The organism is Sunxiuqinia sp. A32, assembly GCF_052690465.1.
Genome location: NZ_JBQYLI010000018.1, coordinates 1 through 18,000 on the forward strand (window position 1 = coordinate 1; position 18,000 = coordinate 18,000).

At 37.7% G+C, this 18,000-nt stretch carries 16 protein-coding genes; 6 read left to right on the forward strand and 10 right to left on the reverse strand.

Annotation, left to right across the window (positions count from 1 at the left end; all coding sequences use genetic code 11):
- Positions 1-108: 108 nt before the first annotated feature.
- From ACUNWD_RS16510 to ACUNWD_RS16530, 5 genes are all read left to right on the forward strand, one after another.
- Positions 109-2,418, forward strand: coding sequence for a T9SS type A sorting domain-containing protein (locus ACUNWD_RS16510; protein WP_445588947.1), 2,310 nt, complete (start codon positions 109-111; stop codon positions 2,416-2,418).
- Between the two features lie 335 nt (positions 2,419-2,753).
- Positions 2,754-3,944 (forward strand): deoxyguanosinetriphosphate triphosphohydrolase family protein, encoded by a 1,191-nt coding sequence (locus ACUNWD_RS16515; RefSeq protein WP_445588948.1) that lies wholly within the window; start codon positions 2,754-2,756, stop codon positions 3,942-3,944.
- Between the two features lie 193 nt (positions 3,945-4,137).
- A complete protein-coding gene (locus ACUNWD_RS16520; RefSeq protein ID WP_445588949.1) occupies positions 4,138-4,506 on the forward strand; it encodes a flotillin-like FloA family protein in 369 nt (122 codons plus the stop codon).
- Positions 4,507-4,680: 174 nt separating this feature from the next.
- Positions 4,681-5,604, forward strand: a complete 924-nt coding sequence (locus tag ACUNWD_RS16525; protein ID WP_445588950.1) for a PAS domain-containing protein — start codon at positions 4,681-4,683, stop codon at positions 5,602-5,604.
- Between the two features lie 2 nt (positions 5,605-5,606).
- Positions 5,607-6,788, forward strand: coding sequence for a SpoIIE family protein phosphatase (locus ACUNWD_RS16530; protein ID WP_445588951.1), 1,182 nt, complete (start codon positions 5,607-5,609; stop codon positions 6,786-6,788).
- Between the two features lie 611 nt (positions 6,789-7,399).
- On the opposite strand, the gene ACUNWD_RS16535 is transcribed toward ACUNWD_RS16530, so the two are convergent.
- The 9 genes from ACUNWD_RS16535 to ACUNWD_RS16575 all read right to left on the reverse strand — a co-directional run bounded on the left by ACUNWD_RS16535 (position 7,400) and on the right by ACUNWD_RS16575 (position 15,549).
- Positions 7,400-8,413 (reverse strand): dihydroorotate dehydrogenase-like protein, encoded by a 1,014-nt coding sequence (locus tag ACUNWD_RS16535; RefSeq protein WP_445588952.1) that lies wholly within the window; start codon positions 8,411-8,413, stop codon positions 7,400-7,402.
- A gap of 155 nt (positions 8,414-8,568) precedes the next feature.
- A complete protein-coding gene (locus ACUNWD_RS16540) occupies positions 8,569-9,729 on the reverse strand; it encodes a hypothetical protein (RefSeq protein ID WP_445588953.1) in 1,161 nt (386 codons plus the stop codon).
- 82 nt (positions 9,730-9,811) lie between these two features.
- Positions 9,812-10,504: a CAP domain-containing protein gene (locus ACUNWD_RS16545; RefSeq protein ID WP_445588954.1), complete on the reverse strand. Its 693-nt coding sequence runs from the start codon at positions 10,502-10,504 to the stop codon at positions 9,812-9,814.
- Between the two features lie 5 nt (positions 10,505-10,509).
- The gene (locus tag ACUNWD_RS16550; RefSeq protein ID WP_445588955.1) at positions 10,510-11,196 is read right to left on the reverse strand and encodes an ABC transporter ATP-binding protein; all 687 of its coding nucleotides are present in this window, start codon (positions 11,194-11,196) and stop codon (positions 10,510-10,512) included.
- Positions 11,197-11,218: 22 nt separating this feature from the next.
- Complete coding sequence (locus ACUNWD_RS16555) at positions 11,219-12,439, reverse strand: ABC transporter permease (protein WP_445588956.1); 1,221 nt, start codon at positions 12,437-12,439, stop codon at positions 11,219-11,221.
- Between the two features lie 16 nt (positions 12,440-12,455).
- Positions 12,456-13,676 carry an ABC transporter permease gene (locus tag ACUNWD_RS16560; protein ID WP_445588957.1) on the reverse strand — a complete coding sequence of 407 codons (1,221 nt, stop codon included), beginning with the start codon at positions 13,674-13,676 and terminating at the stop codon, positions 12,456-12,458.
- 59 nt (positions 13,677-13,735) lie between these two features.
- Complete coding sequence (locus ACUNWD_RS16565) at positions 13,736-14,083, reverse strand: four helix bundle protein (RefSeq protein WP_445588958.1); 348 nt, start codon at positions 14,081-14,083, stop codon at positions 13,736-13,738.
- A 123-nt stretch (positions 14,084-14,206) separates the two neighbouring features.
- Positions 14,207-14,947 (reverse strand): outer membrane lipoprotein-sorting protein, encoded by a 741-nt coding sequence (locus ACUNWD_RS16570; RefSeq protein WP_445588959.1) that lies wholly within the window; start codon positions 14,945-14,947, stop codon positions 14,207-14,209.
- Positions 14,944-15,549, reverse strand: coding sequence for a TetR/AcrR family transcriptional regulator (locus ACUNWD_RS16575; RefSeq protein WP_445588960.1), 606 nt, complete (start codon positions 15,547-15,549; stop codon positions 14,944-14,946). Before ACUNWD_RS16575 ends, ACUNWD_RS16570 begins: the two co-directional genes overlap by 4 nt.
- Positions 15,550-15,785: 236 nt before the next feature.
- Here ACUNWD_RS16575 and ACUNWD_RS16580 point away from each other — a divergent pair, with 236 nt between their 5' ends.
- Positions 15,786-17,108 (forward strand): Gfo/Idh/MocA family protein, encoded by a 1,323-nt coding sequence (locus ACUNWD_RS16580; RefSeq protein WP_445588961.1) that lies wholly within the window; start codon positions 15,786-15,788, stop codon positions 17,106-17,108.
- Between the two features lie 53 nt (positions 17,109-17,161).
- Here ACUNWD_RS16580 and ACUNWD_RS16585 read toward each other — a convergent pair whose 3' ends face one another.
- A complete protein-coding gene (locus ACUNWD_RS16585) occupies positions 17,162-17,998 on the reverse strand; it encodes a mechanosensitive ion channel family protein (RefSeq protein WP_445588962.1) in 837 nt (278 codons plus the stop codon).
- Positions 17,999-18,000: the final 2 nt, after the last annotated feature.

Below are 18,000 nucleotides of genomic sequence, written 5' to 3' on the forward strand. Positions count from 1 at the left end.
CTGTCGGTTAGCATGAGCTCTTTTCCTTTTTTCATTTCTTGACGTTTTTTCGCGTCAAGCTATTTCAGTAGATGACATTTGTCATGTCTATCTAATCAATTAACATCTTTGGATGTCAGTAATAATCCTGCTCTTACATATTTATCATGTCTATCTAATCAACTAACATCTTTGGATGTCAGTAATAACCCTGCTCTTACATCTTTATTGTGTATATCCAATCAACTAGCATCTTTAGATGTCAGCAATAATCCTGCTCTTACATCTTTACGGTGCGATAATAATCAACTAATGTCTTTAGATGTCAAAAATAGTACTGTCCTTACGCGATTAGATTGTGGTTTTAATCAACTAATAGCTTTAGATGTCAGCAATAATCCTGCTCTTAAATCTTTACGTTGTAATAATAATCAATTAAGATCTTTAGATGTTAGCAATAATCCTGCTCTTATTTCTTTAAAGTGCAATAATAATCAACTAACAAGTTTAAATCTCAGAAATGGAAATAACACAACAATGTGGGCTGACACAACATTCCAAACAATTAATAATCCTAATCTTTATTGCATACAAGTCGATGATATCGATTATTCGATGGCGAATTGGAGTAGTTCGAGTTTTGATCCTTGGACTTCATTTGGCGAAGATTGTCTCTATGATATAGATTATCCAAATAGTATAAGTGGTAAAGTTCTAAAAGATATAGATTGCAATATTGATGATATGCCACAGGGTATTCAAAACATAATAGTAAAAACAGAACCATCAAATTTTTACGGAATAACAGATAGCTTGGGGTACTATACAATATCAGCCGATACGGGAAATTATCATGTGACCCAAGTACTTAACGATCCCCTGATCAATCCCATATGTCCGATGCCAAATTATCATTCTGTTTATTTTGAGTCATTGGAACAAGATACATCCGGATTAAACTTTTTTAATGCAATAGCAGCTTGTCCTTATCTTACTGTTGAGATAACTAGTAACCGTCGCAGGAGGTGTTTTAAAAGCCACACTTATGTAAGATACTGTAATAAAGGTTATGCTGATGCAACAGGAGTAGAGGTACATGTTCAGCTTCCAGAATATGTTCATCTTTTAAGTGCAGACCAGGCTTATACAGTTGATGCGGATGGTAGTTTTCTTTTTAATATTGGGGATTTAGCTCAAGGAGAATGTTCGCAGATTCATATCGTCGATTCCGTTTCTTGCGAAGAAGGCATTACTGGTTTAACGCAATGCACTAGGGCGTGGATACTTCCTTCAAATGATTGTGCAGAAAGTTTAGAGCCAAACATAAATCAATGGGATAAATCAACAGTTACTGTAAAAGGGGGTTGTGTCGGAGATACTGTTGTCCAATTTGTAATATCCAACTCTGGAGAATATGGAGTTGGGGACATGGATATTGCATCAGAGTACCGTATTTACGCTGATAATGAGTTAGTGCATACCGATATATTTCAGTTATTTGGAGGGGAGGAAATGATTGTTGAGGTTCCAGCTAATGGACAAACAATTCGATTGGAGGCTGACCAACATCCAATGTATCCAGGTAATAGTCATCCTCGTGAAACAATTGAAGCTTGTGGGGATGTTGAAGAGGCAATTAGTCTTGGTTTTGTGAATGCTGCCCCAATGGATGATGCAGATGTGAATGTAGAAATAGATTGCATAGAGATAAGGGATAGTTATGATCCAAATGATAAAAGCGTTAGTCCTCAGGGGGTAACAGAAAATAATTATTTAATGCTGGGAACACCATTAGATTATCTTATCCGTTTCCAGAACACCGGTTCTGATACCGCTTATACAATAGTTGTGGTGGATTCATTATCAGCCAACCTTGATATATCAACGATAGAATGGGGAGCAAGTTCTCACCCTTATACATTGAATGTGTCAGGTTATGGAAAACCAGTACTAAAGTTTACATTTAACAATGTTAATTTACCGGACAGTACGACTGATGAGGTAAATAGTCATGGGTTTGTTAAGTTCAAGATAGCACCATACAATAATATTCCGATGGAAACAGAAATCAATAATGCGGCTGATATCTATTTTGATTACAACTTGCCAGTACGCACGAATACTGCTCATGTAACAATTTCAGATACCGTGCTGATTGGTGATTTGATTAATGTTAAAATTATTACAGACATCACTGAGGACAAGTTATTAAACTACCAATTAATGCCAAATCCATTCTCAAATCATATAGATATTGTGTTTGATAAGTATTCAAATTATGACATCAAAATATTTGATCTGTTGGGTAACCAAATTTTAACAAAAACAACACGAGGAAGACAATATTCTCTTTCTACTTCAGAACTGCCAAGAGGAGTCTATTTGTTGCAGATAAAGTCAGATGAAGTCACTCGTGTTAAAAAAATGATTAAACAATAAATGCGTATATTAACAATAAAGCGTTCGAGTCATGAGTGGCATATTGCATGAGTGTCCAGAAAATTGCAGGAATTGAGTCTGCAGATTCATGACCTTTCCTAAACCAGCTTTTTATAACCAATCCAAATTAGCTAATCATAAAAATTTATTCTGATCAATTTTGTAAATTGGGTGAATTAAAAAATCTCAATTATGCCTCCAAACAAAAAGTTTATTAGCCTTAATTTTTAAGTGTAATATTTATACACACAATAACATAAAAGGATGACTTTATAAGGAGTATGTTATACACTTTTATATGCACGTACGTCAGCCACAAATATAAAATAGATAGCATGAGGAATACCAGATTAAATCCAGATATTGCAAAAAACATACTGGAAAATAATTTGAAAAGAGAACATAAAACTTTTTCTGAATTTGCATGCTTTAGTAAATCTGCAATCCGATTTGGAGAGGATAAAATCCCAGACAGAGAGAATATTCGTCCACCATTTTTTCATGATACAGATAAGATAATTCATTCACTAGCGTACACTCGGTATATTGACAAAACCCAAGTGTTCTATCTATTTGAAAATGATCATATAACTCATAGGGTTTTACATGTTCAATTAGTCTCAAAAATTGCAAGAGTGATTGGTAGAGCACTATCTTTAAATGAGGATCTAATTGATGCAATCGCACTTGGACATGACTTAGGACATGTGCCTTATGGACATGACGGAGAAAGAAAATTAACGGAACTACTTCAAAATGAAACAAATGAATTTTTCTGTCATAATGCCCAAAGCGTAAGAGCACTTCAACTACTTGAATTAAAAGGGAAAGGACTAAACTTAACACTTCAAGTTCTTGACGGAATACTCTGTCACAATGGGGAATTAATGCTTGACCAATACAATCCAGATTATCAAAAAACAAAAGAGAAATTTTTAAAGGAATATGAAAATTGTTGGAGAGTAGAAGATTATAGTAAAAAGATCATATCTATGACTCTTGAGGGCTGTGTTATGCGAATCTCAGATGTGGTTGCCTATATAGGTCGAGATTTAGAAGATGCAATTACGTTAGGATTAATTGAAAGAAGTGATATACCAAAATCTGTTGCTGAAACAATTGGAAATACTAATGGACAAATTATCAATAACCTTGCGCTTGATATCATAAATAATAGTTTCGGTAAAAATTACATAAAAATGTCCGATGAAAAATATGAAGCACTAAAAGAATTTTACAAATTTAGTACAGAAGCGATTTATCAAAATCCTAAAAAGTCTAATCAGGATGATAAAATCAAAAATATGTTTGACGTGCTTTTTGATAAATACCTAATTGACCTGCGAGAGAATAATCTAAGTTCAACTATTGTGAAGTACTACATTAGAAATATGAGTAACGATTATAGGGAGAAAACATCGCAACCAAGAATTGTCTGTGATTATATTGCAGGTATGACAGATGACTATTTCAATAAAGAATTTAAAGATGTGATGATTCCCCATAGTTTTGGATATAAAGTGTAAAAAAGTCAGTGGCGAACATTTTATATAAGTAATGGCAGTAAAAGCACTAAATATCAAGGTTTGTAGCCTGCTCAAACTGAATAGCAGTTTGACAGGAAACTATCATGCAATCTGTCAGTACTAATTCAAACTACCGTTATTCCCATGCTTGGAGTTGACATGAAAATATAAACCAATAGTTAATAACAGAATTATGAATTTTGACATTAGAGAATTAATTGTAATACTATTTCTTGGACTTTTATGGTATCTATTAATTGGAAGGTTTTGGTTAAGGGCGTTACTTTCAGGTGTTAGAATTACTCCAACCCAGATCATTTTAATGAGACTTCGAAATAATCCTGTTAATCTTATAGTAAATGAGCTTATTAAAGCTGCAAAGGGAGGTGTAATTGTTAGTCGAGATGAGTTAGAAGCTTGCCACATGGCTGGAGGTAATGTAAGCAATGTTGTTGACGGACTTATTTACGCAAATGCACACAACATTGAATTAGATATAAAAACTGCAATGAAATTAGACTTGCAAAGGCATAATATCATTAACCACCTAATAAATAAATAAAAGCCAGGACACAACAATTTATTATATGGTAGATTGATCTTCGAACGAACCTTTAGAGGATTACCCAAACACAACATCTACCTCCAACAATCCAAAGCTATCTTTCTGTCGCTTGATTTTTTATACCTTTATACAATCCGTTTTAGCGGGCATTGTAAAACTAAGAATTGACTAATGATTTACGACGATAAATCTTTTCACCCTGATATGTTGGAGAATCCGGAAGTGCATCAAAAAATTATTGATGCGTTACCCATTCCGATTTTTTACAGAGATGTAAAAGGCGTATATATCGCCAGTAATAAGGCCTATGAGAAATTTATCGGCCTGACAAAGAATCAACTTATTGGTAAAACGGTATTCGATCTTCAACCGAAGGAATTGGCTGAAATCTATTCGGCCAGGGATCAGGAATTGATGCAAAACCCGGGAGAACAGGTGTATGAAACCAAGTTTCGTTATACGGATGGCACCATGCATGATGTAGTTTTTAACAAGGCTGCCATTTTGAATGATGAGAATAACGTAATCGGAATTGTAGGGTCTATATTTGACATTACCGATCGGAAAAAAGCAGAGCGTAAGTTGGAAAAAGCACAGGAGGGAGCGGTAATTGCCTCTGCAATGATGCATAAAATTAGGGCTGGTGTTATTATTGTCGATCAGGATTTAAAAGTGATTGATTCGAATAACGGGTTTGCCAAATTGTTTGGTGAAGAGATTGAGGAGCTTTTTGAAACCATTCCCGGATTAGCTGGAGCTGATTTAAAAGAATTAGTTCCGGAAGTAGTGTATAAAATGTTTACTTCCTTAATGGCATCCGGTGAGAACACCATTGAGCGAGACCTAAAGATACAGAATAAATTATTGCATGTGTCAGTGGTTACCATTCATAAAAACAGGGTGGTTGGAGCCTTGATTCGTGATATGTCTGCTCCTTCGCTGGTTCGCGAGGAAATTATCAGCAGGGCACAGCGGGTGAACAAGCAAAACCTGGAAACGGTACAAAAGATTGCCTTTTTACTCGGGGAAAATGCTTCGCTGACAGAGGCTCTGTTAAATTCAATCATCGAATCTTATAAATACGGCGAAGAGTAAACATGACAGATTATCACATTGAAATTGAGTTTCAACAAAACCGTCCAAAGGGTGAGGTGGTATGTGGCGATGTGTTTTATACAAGACGTATTCGGGAAGAAGGACGGACAATATTGGTGTTGTCTGACGGAATTGGGCATGGTGTAAAAGCCAATGTCCTTGCAACCCTCACCGCATCAATGGCATTAAATTACAGTTCATTTCATACCAAGCCGGAAGTAGCTGCCAATATTTTTATGCGGGCACTGCCAAAGAGTGCCGATGGAAAAGAAAATTACGCAACATTTACCATTATTGAAATGGAGGATGAGGGGCTGGTGCGCATCATCAATTACGATAACCCAACCGTTTTAATTTTTAGAAATGGGAAACAGTATTTTCCAAGAGAAGTTGAAACCAGTATTCGCGGGAAAGAAAATGAAGGGAAAATATTAAGGATCCGGCAGTTTACTCCGCAAAAAGAAGATCGCATCATTTTTATGACCGATGGCGTTGACCAGTCGGGTTTGGGAACCAAAAAATATCCAATGGGCTGGGGGCTGGAAAATATAGCCTACTTTATTGAAAGTCAGTTGGAGCGTGAGCCCAATATGTCTGCCGGTAAGTTGGTTCGTAAAATTGTTTCGAAAGCTGGGTTGAATGATGATTTTGAGGTGAAAGATGATACCAGTTGTGGCTCTGTTTACTTTAGGGAGCCTCGCGAGTTTATGCTGATTACCGGACCACCTTTCTATAAAATTAAGGATAATGATTTTGTACAGCGCATTCAGGATTTTAAAGGGAAGAAGATAATCTGTGGAGGAACAACGGCGGAGATTATTGCCCGCGAGTTGGACTTGGAAGTGCATATTCAGCACCGTTATCATACCGAAGGAATTCCACCGGCTGCTGAAATGTTTGGTTTCGATATGGTGACGGAAGGCATTTTAACTTTAGGACGTGTTGAGGAAATTCTGGAATCCTATAACAGTGAAACGCGACTTGGAGAAACTCCACCAGAAGAAGTTGTAAAGTTGTTGTTAAAGCACGATTACATCCATATTATTGTTGGTACCCGCATTAACTGGGCGCATCACGATCCGGATCAACCCGTAGAATTGGAAATTCGGAAGTTTGTAATTAAGCGAATTGTGAAATTGCTGGAAGAGCAGTTTTTTAAGCGAGTACTTGTTGAATATGTTTGATTCTTCCAGACAGTTCTTTCTAAAAAAAAGTTAACAGCCCCGAGGTACCGGGCCAAGGCTGACGGACCTTTTGAAGGAAAACTACGGTTTGGCAATGGCATTCGACCCAACTTGTCGGTCCTCCTTAAATACGGCCGTATACGCGTTTACGCTGCGGATTCTTTTCCCTTGTTTTCTGATTCAAAGCTCCCGTAGGCCAATTAATATCGGCTTTTCTATTTATTATCTCCGTTTACTAGGATTTATCAACCAAAAATGCTGTGTGGGTTATTCTCTTTAGCTTTCAGCAGGTGTTGATCGGAGCGAGTACTTCGGCCGTCAGAACGCCCGGGTGAGGGTTCGTTTTGACAAGATTTTTGTTTCCTTTTCATTGATTGGAAAAGGAAAAACTAGTCCGGCTTGAGGACAAAGAATTTGAATTTTCCATTTGAGTCGGTGATTTGTAACAAGTTATATAAACTGGATATTCTATTCAAAATTCCAGAACCAATAAAGGGCACCTTAATTCAATGTCGAAAAGATTTTATTGTTCTGCTTTTTTACTCTTTAGGAAATGTGTTGAAAGCAAAAAAGGCCGGAATAACCGGCCTTAAATATAGTTTTTAATAGTATTATACCATTGGGTATTTCTTAAATACTTCTTCCGATTTCATTAAAATATCAACATATTGAGCACGCTGATAAGCGAAAGGATCTTTCAGGTTTTTCCTTGAAAGTTTTCCTTTGAAATCATCGATCGATTTGTATCCTTTTTTATCCATCCATGCTGAAAGTCCGTCGAGAATAGTTTTTACAACGGATGGATGATTTCGGTATATTACCGAAACAATCTGAACAACATCAGCACCAGCAAGCAATAATTTAATAACGTCTTCAACATTGGAAATGCCTCTGCTGGCACAAATACTGGCGTCAATATTTCCATGTAGCAAGCCCGCAAATCGTAAAGAAAGCTGGTGTTCTTTCTCGTGACTCAAATCCCAGGGATAGTGAAATACTTCATCGTCAATGTCAATTTCCGGTTGGAAAAAGCGATTGAAAAGAACGTAACCATCGGCACCGGCTTCATCCAGTTTTTTAATGAAATTCAAGGTGTTTGTGTAAAATGGGCTTAGTTTCACACTCACCGGAATTTTCACCGCTTTCTTGATGCTTTTAACAACCTGAACTTGTTTCTTTTCAATATTTGTACCTTCAACTTCAAAATAACCTGGAGTAGCGTAAAGATTGATTTCCAATGCATCTACCCCTGTTTGTTCAAGTTCTTTGGCATACTCAACCCATGTTGTTTCGTACAAGGCATTTAAACTGGCAATAACCGGTACGGAAGAATTCTTCTTCAAAGTCTTAACGTTGAAAAGGTGCTCTTTGGGGCCTGCATGCTCAATGTCAGGGAACAAACGAGTCATTTCAGCATTTCTGTTTTCATATTCATGAAGTTCATCATCAAGCTGAATACTTTCCAATTGAATTTGTTCTTCGAATAAAGATTTGTAAACAATTGCAGCAACGCCTGCTTCTTCGAGCTGACTGATAACTTCGGGTTTGTTAACCAGGTTACTGGCTCCCAGGATAATGGGGTTTTTAAGATTAAGCCCCATATAGGTGGTTGATAAATTTGCCATATGGTAGTTTTTAGTTTACATTTCAGTAACATAAACTACATTAAATGTCTTTTGTTCAAATTGAAAAATGAAAAGTTTGCAGAGTCTTGATTATTAGCTTTAAAAGAATATTGTTGTTGATTTCCTAGCTACGCGCAAATAGGCTGAACAGAGAATTAAAAACTCCACTTCAAGCGGGCAAACAGGAGCTGTCCGATGTCGCCAAATTCGCTTCCTTCTTCTCCAAAAAATAATTGTCCGGTGAGCATAAACTCCAGATTGTTAAGAATTGAATAGGTGAATGCCGGACCAAAATAGAAAGAACCATCACTTGGATTAATAATTCCGGTTATGTTTGAACCCAATAACGGGGTGATTGGATAGGAAACTTGTCCAAATAATGCATATTTGGCAAATGACAAATATTTGGCTGACAAATCGTTATTGAAAAACGGATCAAATCCACCTGCTTTGCCGGTTTTGCCGTGGCTATTATACAGAACACTTGCATGGATATAAAGTGAATTGCTAAATGTATAATCTCCGGAGATGGACGCTACCGTTGCTGTTTCAGAGCCTGAATCTTTCTCTCGTGGTATGAATTGAGTGATTTCACCTCTGAAACCACCGCCATAAATATCTCCGGCCCATCCGCCACCAATAACCATATCCTGGCCAACCCAGCCTCCCATTAACTGAATGTCGTAATCCCATTGTGAAAAACGGAACAATCCGGCTAAAGCCATTTCGTTTGCATTTTCTCCAAGCTTGTAAACCAACTCGGCCGAAGAAGTCATACCGGTATAATATTGTACCCGCAAAGCATCTGTTCCGGGCCGTTCTTCATAATCAAAATCAAAGTATGAAAATGAATTAAAAACGTCATTTGGATTCCATACCAGGTTGATTCCCCAATTGATACGTTGCCGCCCAACCCGAACTTGCCAGTTGCCTTTCATCCAATCAAAATAAGCCCGGTCTATCATAGAGTGCATGAACCAACTGTTTCCTGAAAAGGGTACAGTTGAAAGGTTTACAAACCCATTGTCAACATCTACAGTGGATTGGTAGCCTGGAAATTCACGAACTAGATTTCCAGACATCAATCGGTTCCTCATATCTATAGCAACTGTAATTTGGTCGTTTGCATAATATCTAAAATTCAATCGATTGTGAATTGTATTTGTTGTGAGGTGATCCAGATCAAGTCCCGGTATGGATTGTTCGGGAGTATAATACATGAATAACTCCTTAACATAGCCATCAAGTGTTACTTTATCCTGTGCATGTAAAACCACAGGAAGTATGATTATAAATAATACAAAAATGCGTTTCATCCTGTTGAATTTTCAGGGTAGAGATAGGAGCAGACCTATAACTACCTTGAGTTTTGTGAAATTAAAAGAGATCGGCTATTTGTTATTTTTCAATGAAATCATCAGTGAATTCAATGGTACAGAAATAGCGATAAGTCGGGTGAGTATCGGCAGCAACACCAATCTTTTGAAACTCCGGATCCAAAATGTTATTGCGGTGTCCTCTGTTGGAAACTCCATCATCTATTAGCATGGAAATGACTGCATGTCTGGCATCCTGATGCCCATAAACAATATTTTCAGCTAATCGGGATTGCCACTCTCCAAATCTGCGTAATCGTACATCGGTCGTCCATCCGCTTTTTGTTATATGTCCAGATCCTCCATACGTTTTTTGGTCGTTAACCAGTAACTTCGCACCCTGCGATAAGCCCTTGGAAGGAAGCAGGGCAGGAGCAGATTCAGCTGTTTTTAAAGCTTGAATGCATTCGTTTAATGCAACAACACCTTCTCTTGTTTTTAAAGGAATTTCCCCCGGATAAGTGAATTTCAGCCCATCGAATGTTGAACGTAGAGGCTCCAGGTATTCTGTTGCATAGCGTGCCGGGTCACTTCTAACTTTATTTATTTCCAAGATGATGTCTTTCTCATATTGCTTCAGGTAGACCGCTTTTTCCGCAGTATTTAGCGATGTCGACCATGCTTGTCCACTTGAGGTCTCAGCTAACAGGCTTGTATTTGTAGGGATAAAATTCAAAAAACAAGCTAATGTCAGAATATTAAGAATTGCATTCATAGTATTTAGTTTTTGCGGATATCGCTGATTATTTGTCCATCTTCGAGCGTAATAACCCTTCTTGCTTTATTCACCACTCGTTGATCATGAGTACTAAATATAAACGTAATTTTTTCTTTTTTATTAAGTTCTTCCATGATGTCGAGCAGGTTTTCTGTCGACTTGGAATCCAGGTTGGCCGTCGGTTCGTCAGCTAAAACGAATTTTGGTTTCGATGCCAAGGCGCGTGCTACGGCCACTCGTTGTTGCTGCCCACCAGAAAGTTTAGAAGGACGACTGTTTATTCTGTCGCCAAGTCCGACATGTTCCAAAAGCTCGGCTGCCCTATCCTGACGTTCCTTTTTACCAACACCCTGAAGTTGCATGATGAATTCCACATTTTCCATAGCTGTTAGAACCGGTATCAAATTGTATGCCTGAAATACAAAACCAATGTTGTGTAAACGAAAATCAATTAATTCTGAAGATTTAAGATTTTGTATATCTGTTCCTCCAATTTGAATGTCGCCGGTTGTCGGCAAATCCAGACCACCAAGCATATTTAGAAAGGTAGTCTTTCCAGATCCCGATGGACCAACGATTGCTGTAAATTCACCTTGCTCAATTTTAAGGTCAATTCCATTCAGGGCGTTTACTTTTACTTCTGATTCGTTGTATATCTTTTTTAAGTCTTTAACTTCTATTACGTTCATGATTTTAAATTTAATGGTTGTTTTACATGTCGATTCTTACAGCTTCTGCTGGTTTCAATCGTAATGCTTTTAAGGCCGGATAGATTGCTGCGATGATACCGGTAATGATTACCATAACAGCAATTTGAAAAGAGACAGAAGCGGGTAGGTGAGTGAATACAAGTGTATCGTAACCCATCGATTTGTAAGCTGTTGACCAGGTTCCCAAGTCGATTCCCTGGATACCAAACCAAAAGTTCAATGCCCAGCCCAGGACGATGCCACATACACCACCGAAAAGCGACAGTAGGACAGTTTCAAGCAGAATCATCATAAATACCCTGAATTTATTCATTCCTACAGCCATTAGCATTCCCAGCTCCTTGGTGCGTTCAAGAACAGCCATTAGCATGGTATTGATGATTCCAAAGAGAAGGGCCATCAGTATGATTCCGATGAAAAAGACCATTGTCACTCCGAAGCTACTTTCAACCAGGCTAACTTCAGGCATGACTTCCCTCCATGTTTTTACATCGAGACCAGGAAGTATTTCTTTGATCTGGCTGGTAATCGGATTTAATTGATCGTTGTTTTCTAGCAAAACAGCAATTTCATGACAAGCTTTTTCGTCCATTGACATGACTCTGGCAAGGTCTGATTTTTTCACAAAGACAGAGAATTCATCATAAGCCGAATTGGAAGTTTCATAAATGCCAACGACTTTAAATGCAGCACCCGTAATATTGCCATGCATGTCCTGCAAAGTGATCACCACTTTAGATTTAACTTTCACCTTCATTTTATCAGCCAGTTTCTGACTGATTACAATAGGGTTTCGTTTATTGCTTTCAAACCAAGTTCCATCATTCAATTTTGAGTAGAGATTGGTTACTTTCCTTTCCTGCTCAGGAATTACTCCGGTGACTTTCACTCCTGCACTTGTGGCTGCAGACTGAATCATCGTGTTAATAATAATTCGTGCAGAGGAGGCCTCGACTCCTTCAATATTTTGAATCTCTGTTGAAATTGAATCACAGACAGGAATGGTAAACTTTTTATCAGGATTCGTCAAATAATTTTTATGATGAATCTGAATGTGTGAAGACTCCGTTTTGATTGCTGAATTGATCCGCTGATCAATCATGCCTCTGTAAAAGCCCATATAGAAAATGCCGGATGCCAGCCCTAAACAAATTGCAATCAAAATGATGAGGCTTCGGCTTTTGTTTCTCCATATATTTCTCCAGGCAACTGCTATAATCATGATTCTTAATTTTAAATTATGCACGAAGAGCTTTGGTTAATTTCAGCTTGGTTGTTCTCACAAGCGGATAAATGTATACCAATAGCGTAAGTATAAAAATGATTAGTAACTGGCGTCCAAATACAAACCATTGAGATGAGAAGTACATTGCAGGTTCAAAACCAAATTCTTCGTAAACCTTTCCGGTTTCACCGGTCAGTGGAATCGGGTGATAAACTAAGTATTGAATTAGTGGGAAACTGATCACAAAACCAACGAATACACCAGCGAAGCCGATAAGTATCGTTTCGAAGAATAGAATTTTGCTGAGTTGACTTTTTTGCATGCCAATGGCAACCAGAATTCCCATTTCCTTGCGCCTTTCTGCCATCATCATAATAATGGTACCAAAGATTCCAAAACCAACCAGAGCATATAAAATTCCTTTAGTCAAATAAGCACCTGATCGGTCTGCATCAATCATGTTTTTTGTAAGGGGATCCATCTCGTCCCATGTCATGACTTTGTAATTGGAACTTAGTTGGCTTTCTAATTGTCGTTTAGTTTGATTTACATTATCGTATTCATCAAGCATTATAACCAGCGAGGTGAGTCTGTCTGGAACAGAGTAAAAATCCTGCGATGTTTTCAGTTCGATGTAGCCACCCAGGTTATTCATTGTTGGTGATGGGAACTTCAAAATTCCCCGAACCGGAAATAATCCAGCAGCACTGGCACCATGGTATCCCTGGCTGAGAAGCACAAGTGTGTCATTAACAGTTACTCCTAGATTTTTTGCAAGGTTTACAGCTAGCAGGATTCCATTGTCATTTGATTCCAGGTAGCTTCCCTCGACAATCCAGTTTGAAAGATTCGTCATCTGATTTTCTTTCGTTGGATCGATTCCAATTACTGCTGCTCCTTTGGTGTTTTCTTCAAAAGACATCAGGGCAAACGACTCTAATCGAGGCACGGTAGATTTAACTGCAGGCAGTTGATTAATTGCCATATCAATTGAATCGGTTGGTGTGAATGTATGATCGATTGTTTTCTCCTCCCAATATTCCGGATGATGAATTTGGATGTATCCGGAATATAAACCAACTACATTATCAATCATTTTTGAATAAGTTCCTTCCTGCATGGAGGTCATGAACGTACTGAGCAAAACTCCGAAGAAAATGGATGCGATGGTAATAGCAGTCCTTCGCCTGTTTCTCCAGATGTTTCTCCATGCCAGTTTTAGATTTGTATTCATAGTTAATTGGTTTATTTAATTACTGACTGATTGATTTATTGATTAACTGAATTACTGAATTACTGATTGGTTATTACAGAGCTAGAGTTTTTTCTGGCCTTTGACATAATCTTAAGTATTTCCAAGCTCTCTTGATGAAGTTTTAATGTGATTTCATTGTTACTTATTTTAGATAAGATCAATAATTCCAACCACATTTCGGTTTCATCAGCTTCTTCTACAACTATACTGAGTTTGCTGAAGAATTCATTTTTAGAGCGGGCTCTGGATGCAGCCCTGTAATTTGCATAAACCGAACTGCCGGAACGAATAAGTTGCCGTTTTATTACTCTACTTTCATCATTCGAAGGAAGTTGTTTTGTAAAAACAATTAGATCGAGAACAAAGCTTTTGAGCCGATCTTTCATTTTTTCTCTGAATTTTATTTTAGATGATTGATCCATGAGTATATGTTCTTAATAAATAACTACTTCAATTTTTTTATCTAAAATTCAGTTCCTCAGTCCTTCTGTTATTCACTCCAGCATTGCTCATCTTATCCGTTTCATATTCTGTATTGAGAAAAATGATTCCTTTAAATTCACGTCGAAATCAATTTCTTCGAAAATCATGATGGTTTTTTGTCCGGGTTTATCTGATGGAATCATTTCAAGATGAGTGGGCATGATGCGGTCATCCATTTGTTTGATATCAGAAAGAATTTCGGTGTTGACAAGGTCTTCATCTTCATCATAAAATTCAGCTTTTAGCCAAAGAAGTTCTTTTTCGCTTACCCACATGTAGATTTTGCCCCAAACTACGGCGGCATCTTCCAGTGGAATTAATTCAATTTTGTAGCATTCATATCCTTCAATAAGTTCTTTGCCTAACAACTTGTGGTCGTAGTCTTTTACCAGAGACGATTCTTTAACCAAATCATCGTTGGTGAAATCTGATCCCATCCAGGATTGCATCATCATGGATGGAGGAATCTTAATCATTCGCTCAATACTGGGGACCCAGTTCCACATCTCACTTTCTCTTTTTAAGAATACCTGCCCTTTTTCTTTTGCAGGTGCAGTAATGTAGATGAGTGAATATTCATTACCTAATGTCCAGTTTTTCATTGAAATAGTCCTCGACCAACCCGGACGTTGGATAGTCATTGTAAGTTTACCAGTGCTGGATGTTCCTCTAAATTTTTCATCAGCTTGCCTTACAATATCCTTTACATCTTGACCAAATGTGAAAATGGATGAGAACGTTAATAATAATAAGATTCTTGCTTTCATGATTTTGAGGCTTTATTTGTTTCTAGAATTCGTTTTATGGTATTTATTATTTTTTCAATCATAACATCAATCGGGAACATATCCGGAGTTAACACTGCGTACATCATGGCTCCTTCAAGCATACTGTTAATGGCAATTAAATCGCCTTCAGGATCTGCACTTCCTTTATTCACTATATATTGAAACATCATTTCCATTATTGGTTTTGTTTGTTCCGCATAAGAATCCATCAGACTTTCGGCAACAACAGGTTGTAACATAAGCGAGTAGAATAGTTTCCAATATCTCGGATTTCGTTTTACGATCTCGAAGCTCTTTCTAATGAATGCAAAAAACTCTTCATCTGACAAGACCCCATCATGATTTAAATCGATGTTTCCAAAAAAGACTTCGAATCCATTTGAAATAATATCCTGTAAAATATTTGATTTGCTTTCGTAATAATTATAGGTAAGTCCTTTTGATATGCTTGCTTTCTTTGCAATCTGGCTAATTGAAGTTCCATGGTAGCCATATTCGGCAAACAACTCAAGGGCTGTCTGCCGAATTAATTCTTTCTTCTCTTTTCTGATCTGTTCAAATTGTTCTTCTGTCCGAGGCATATCTTGTTTTTTAATGACTGAACGGTTGGTCAAAATTAGGGAGCCTGATTTATTAATCAATGCTTTTTGTGTTAAATTAAAGTTAAATGACCGATTGGTCATTTGTTTTGTTGCTGATTTATAGAGTTGATAGGGATTTAAGGTGTAAGAGTATTTTTATGCAATCGAATTCACTGTTTTAGTTATTTCAGTTATATTTGTTATGCGTACACGGAAACCAAACTAAACTACCTAATATGGAAGATACCAGACGAAACTTCATAAAGCAATCTGCTGTGATTACAGCTGGGATTGCAGCTTTTCCAACCATAATGAATGCTGGTTGTGCTTCTCCAAATGATAAAATAACGGTAGGATTAATCGGATGCAGGGGTATGGGCTTCAATGATCTGAAATCTTTTCTGAAAAATAAGGAAGTTGAATGTGTTGCAATGTGCGATGTGGACAAGCGGGTATTGGAACCGCGTGCTGCTGAGGTGGAAAAGATCACTGGTAAAAAGCCAATCATGTATAGTGATTTTAGAGACTTGATTGACAATAAAGATATTGATGCTGTTATAGTTGGAACGCCGGACCACTGGCATTGTTTGCCAATGGTATATGCTTCCGAAGCCGGGAAAGATGTCTATTGTGAGAAGCCGTTGGGGAATACTATTGAAGAGTGTAATGTAATGGTTGCCGCTCAAAATCGCTATAATAATGTTGTTCAGGTGGGGCAATGGCAACGAAGCCATTCACATTGGCTTGATGCTGTTGAATATTTACATGCTGGAAACATTGGAAGAGTTAGAAAAGTGAATGTATGGTCGAATGTCGGATGGAAAGGTTCAATACCAATTGTGCCGGACACAGAAGCACCGGAAGGAGTTGACTATGACATGTGGTTAGGGCCTGCTCCGAAACGCCCTTACAATAAAAATCGTTTCCATTTTACTTTCCGTTGGTTTTGGGATTATGCCGGTGGCTTAATGACAGATTGGGGAGTGCACTTGCTGGATTACGCATTGTTTGGGATGAATCAATATGTGCCCAACTCGATTATGGCTGTTGGAGGTAAATACGCCTTTCCGGATGATGCGATGGAGACACCGGATACCGCAACTACTGTTTATGATTTTGGTGACTTTGGAGTTGTTTGGGATCATACAATTGGGGTGTATGGTGCAAACTACAAAAGCCGAGGTCATGGTTTGGCATTTTTAGGTGAGTACGGAACGTTGGTTGTTGATCGAAATGGGTGGGAAGTAATTCCGGAAACCGTGAGCACCGGTAAAAAGGAAGGATATGATGGAGTGAAGCTGCAGTCTGCTGTTGGAGATGGCTTGGATATTCATGTGAGAAACTTTTTAGATTGCATGCGTGATCGTGATAAAACCCCAAATTGCAGTATTGAAATTGGAGCCCATATTGCCAGATTTGCTCACCTTGGGAATATTTCGTACCGCCTGGGACGAAAGCTGGATTGGGATGGAGATAAACAGCAATTTGTAAATGATGATGAGGCCAACGCAATGGTAAAAGCACATTACAGAGCTCCATGGACACTGCCGAAGATTTAATAAGCAAATTAGGATACAGCAAGGGACGATGTGAATCATCCCTTTTTTTATGCTTATTTTTTAGTTGAAATCATGTCAACTGGAAATGATTTGGTTGCTTCGCCAGCATAGAGGCTGACATGTGGGAACGGAATTTCAATTCCTTCGCGATCAAAGGCTTCTTTGATTTCAATGAAAAGGCTATTCTTAACAGCCACGAAGTTTGTTTTTTCAAACCAGGTCGCAAACAATATGTCTATACTGCTTGAGCCAAATTGCTGAAATAAAATCACTGGTTCCGGCTCTTCCAAACAAAGTGGATTATTTCTGGCAACTTCTTTTAATACTTCTACAACTTTTGAAAGATTTTCTTTGTATGCTACACTTACCGTTAAATCTAGTCGGCGTATTGGGAAGCGGGTGACATTCACTAATTCCGAACTGATCACTGTTTGGTTCGGGATTCGAATTAATAAATTGTCGTAGGTTTTGATTTTTATGGAAAGCAAATCAATAGAATAAACTGTACCTGTTTGAGTGCCAAGACGAACAACGTCACCCAGTTCAAAAGATTTTTCAGAAATCAAAAAGAATCCACTAATGATGTTTCCAATACTTGTTTGTGAAGCGATACCTATAACAATACCCAAAACACCGGCAGCACCAAATAATGCTGTGATGTCAAAATTTAGTTCGTTTAAAATTGTAAATGTGATAATGACAAAACCAGTATAAATAATAATACGGTTGACAATCATTCGTGATTGCTTTGACATTTTCCATGTGACAGTGCGTCTTACCAGAAATGCAAGTGCATAAAAGAAACCGAGTCCAAAAACTAATATGAATGCTATCCGGATAATCTTATCCAGATTTTCTGCATTGAAATATTGTGAAAAATCAAAATCCATAT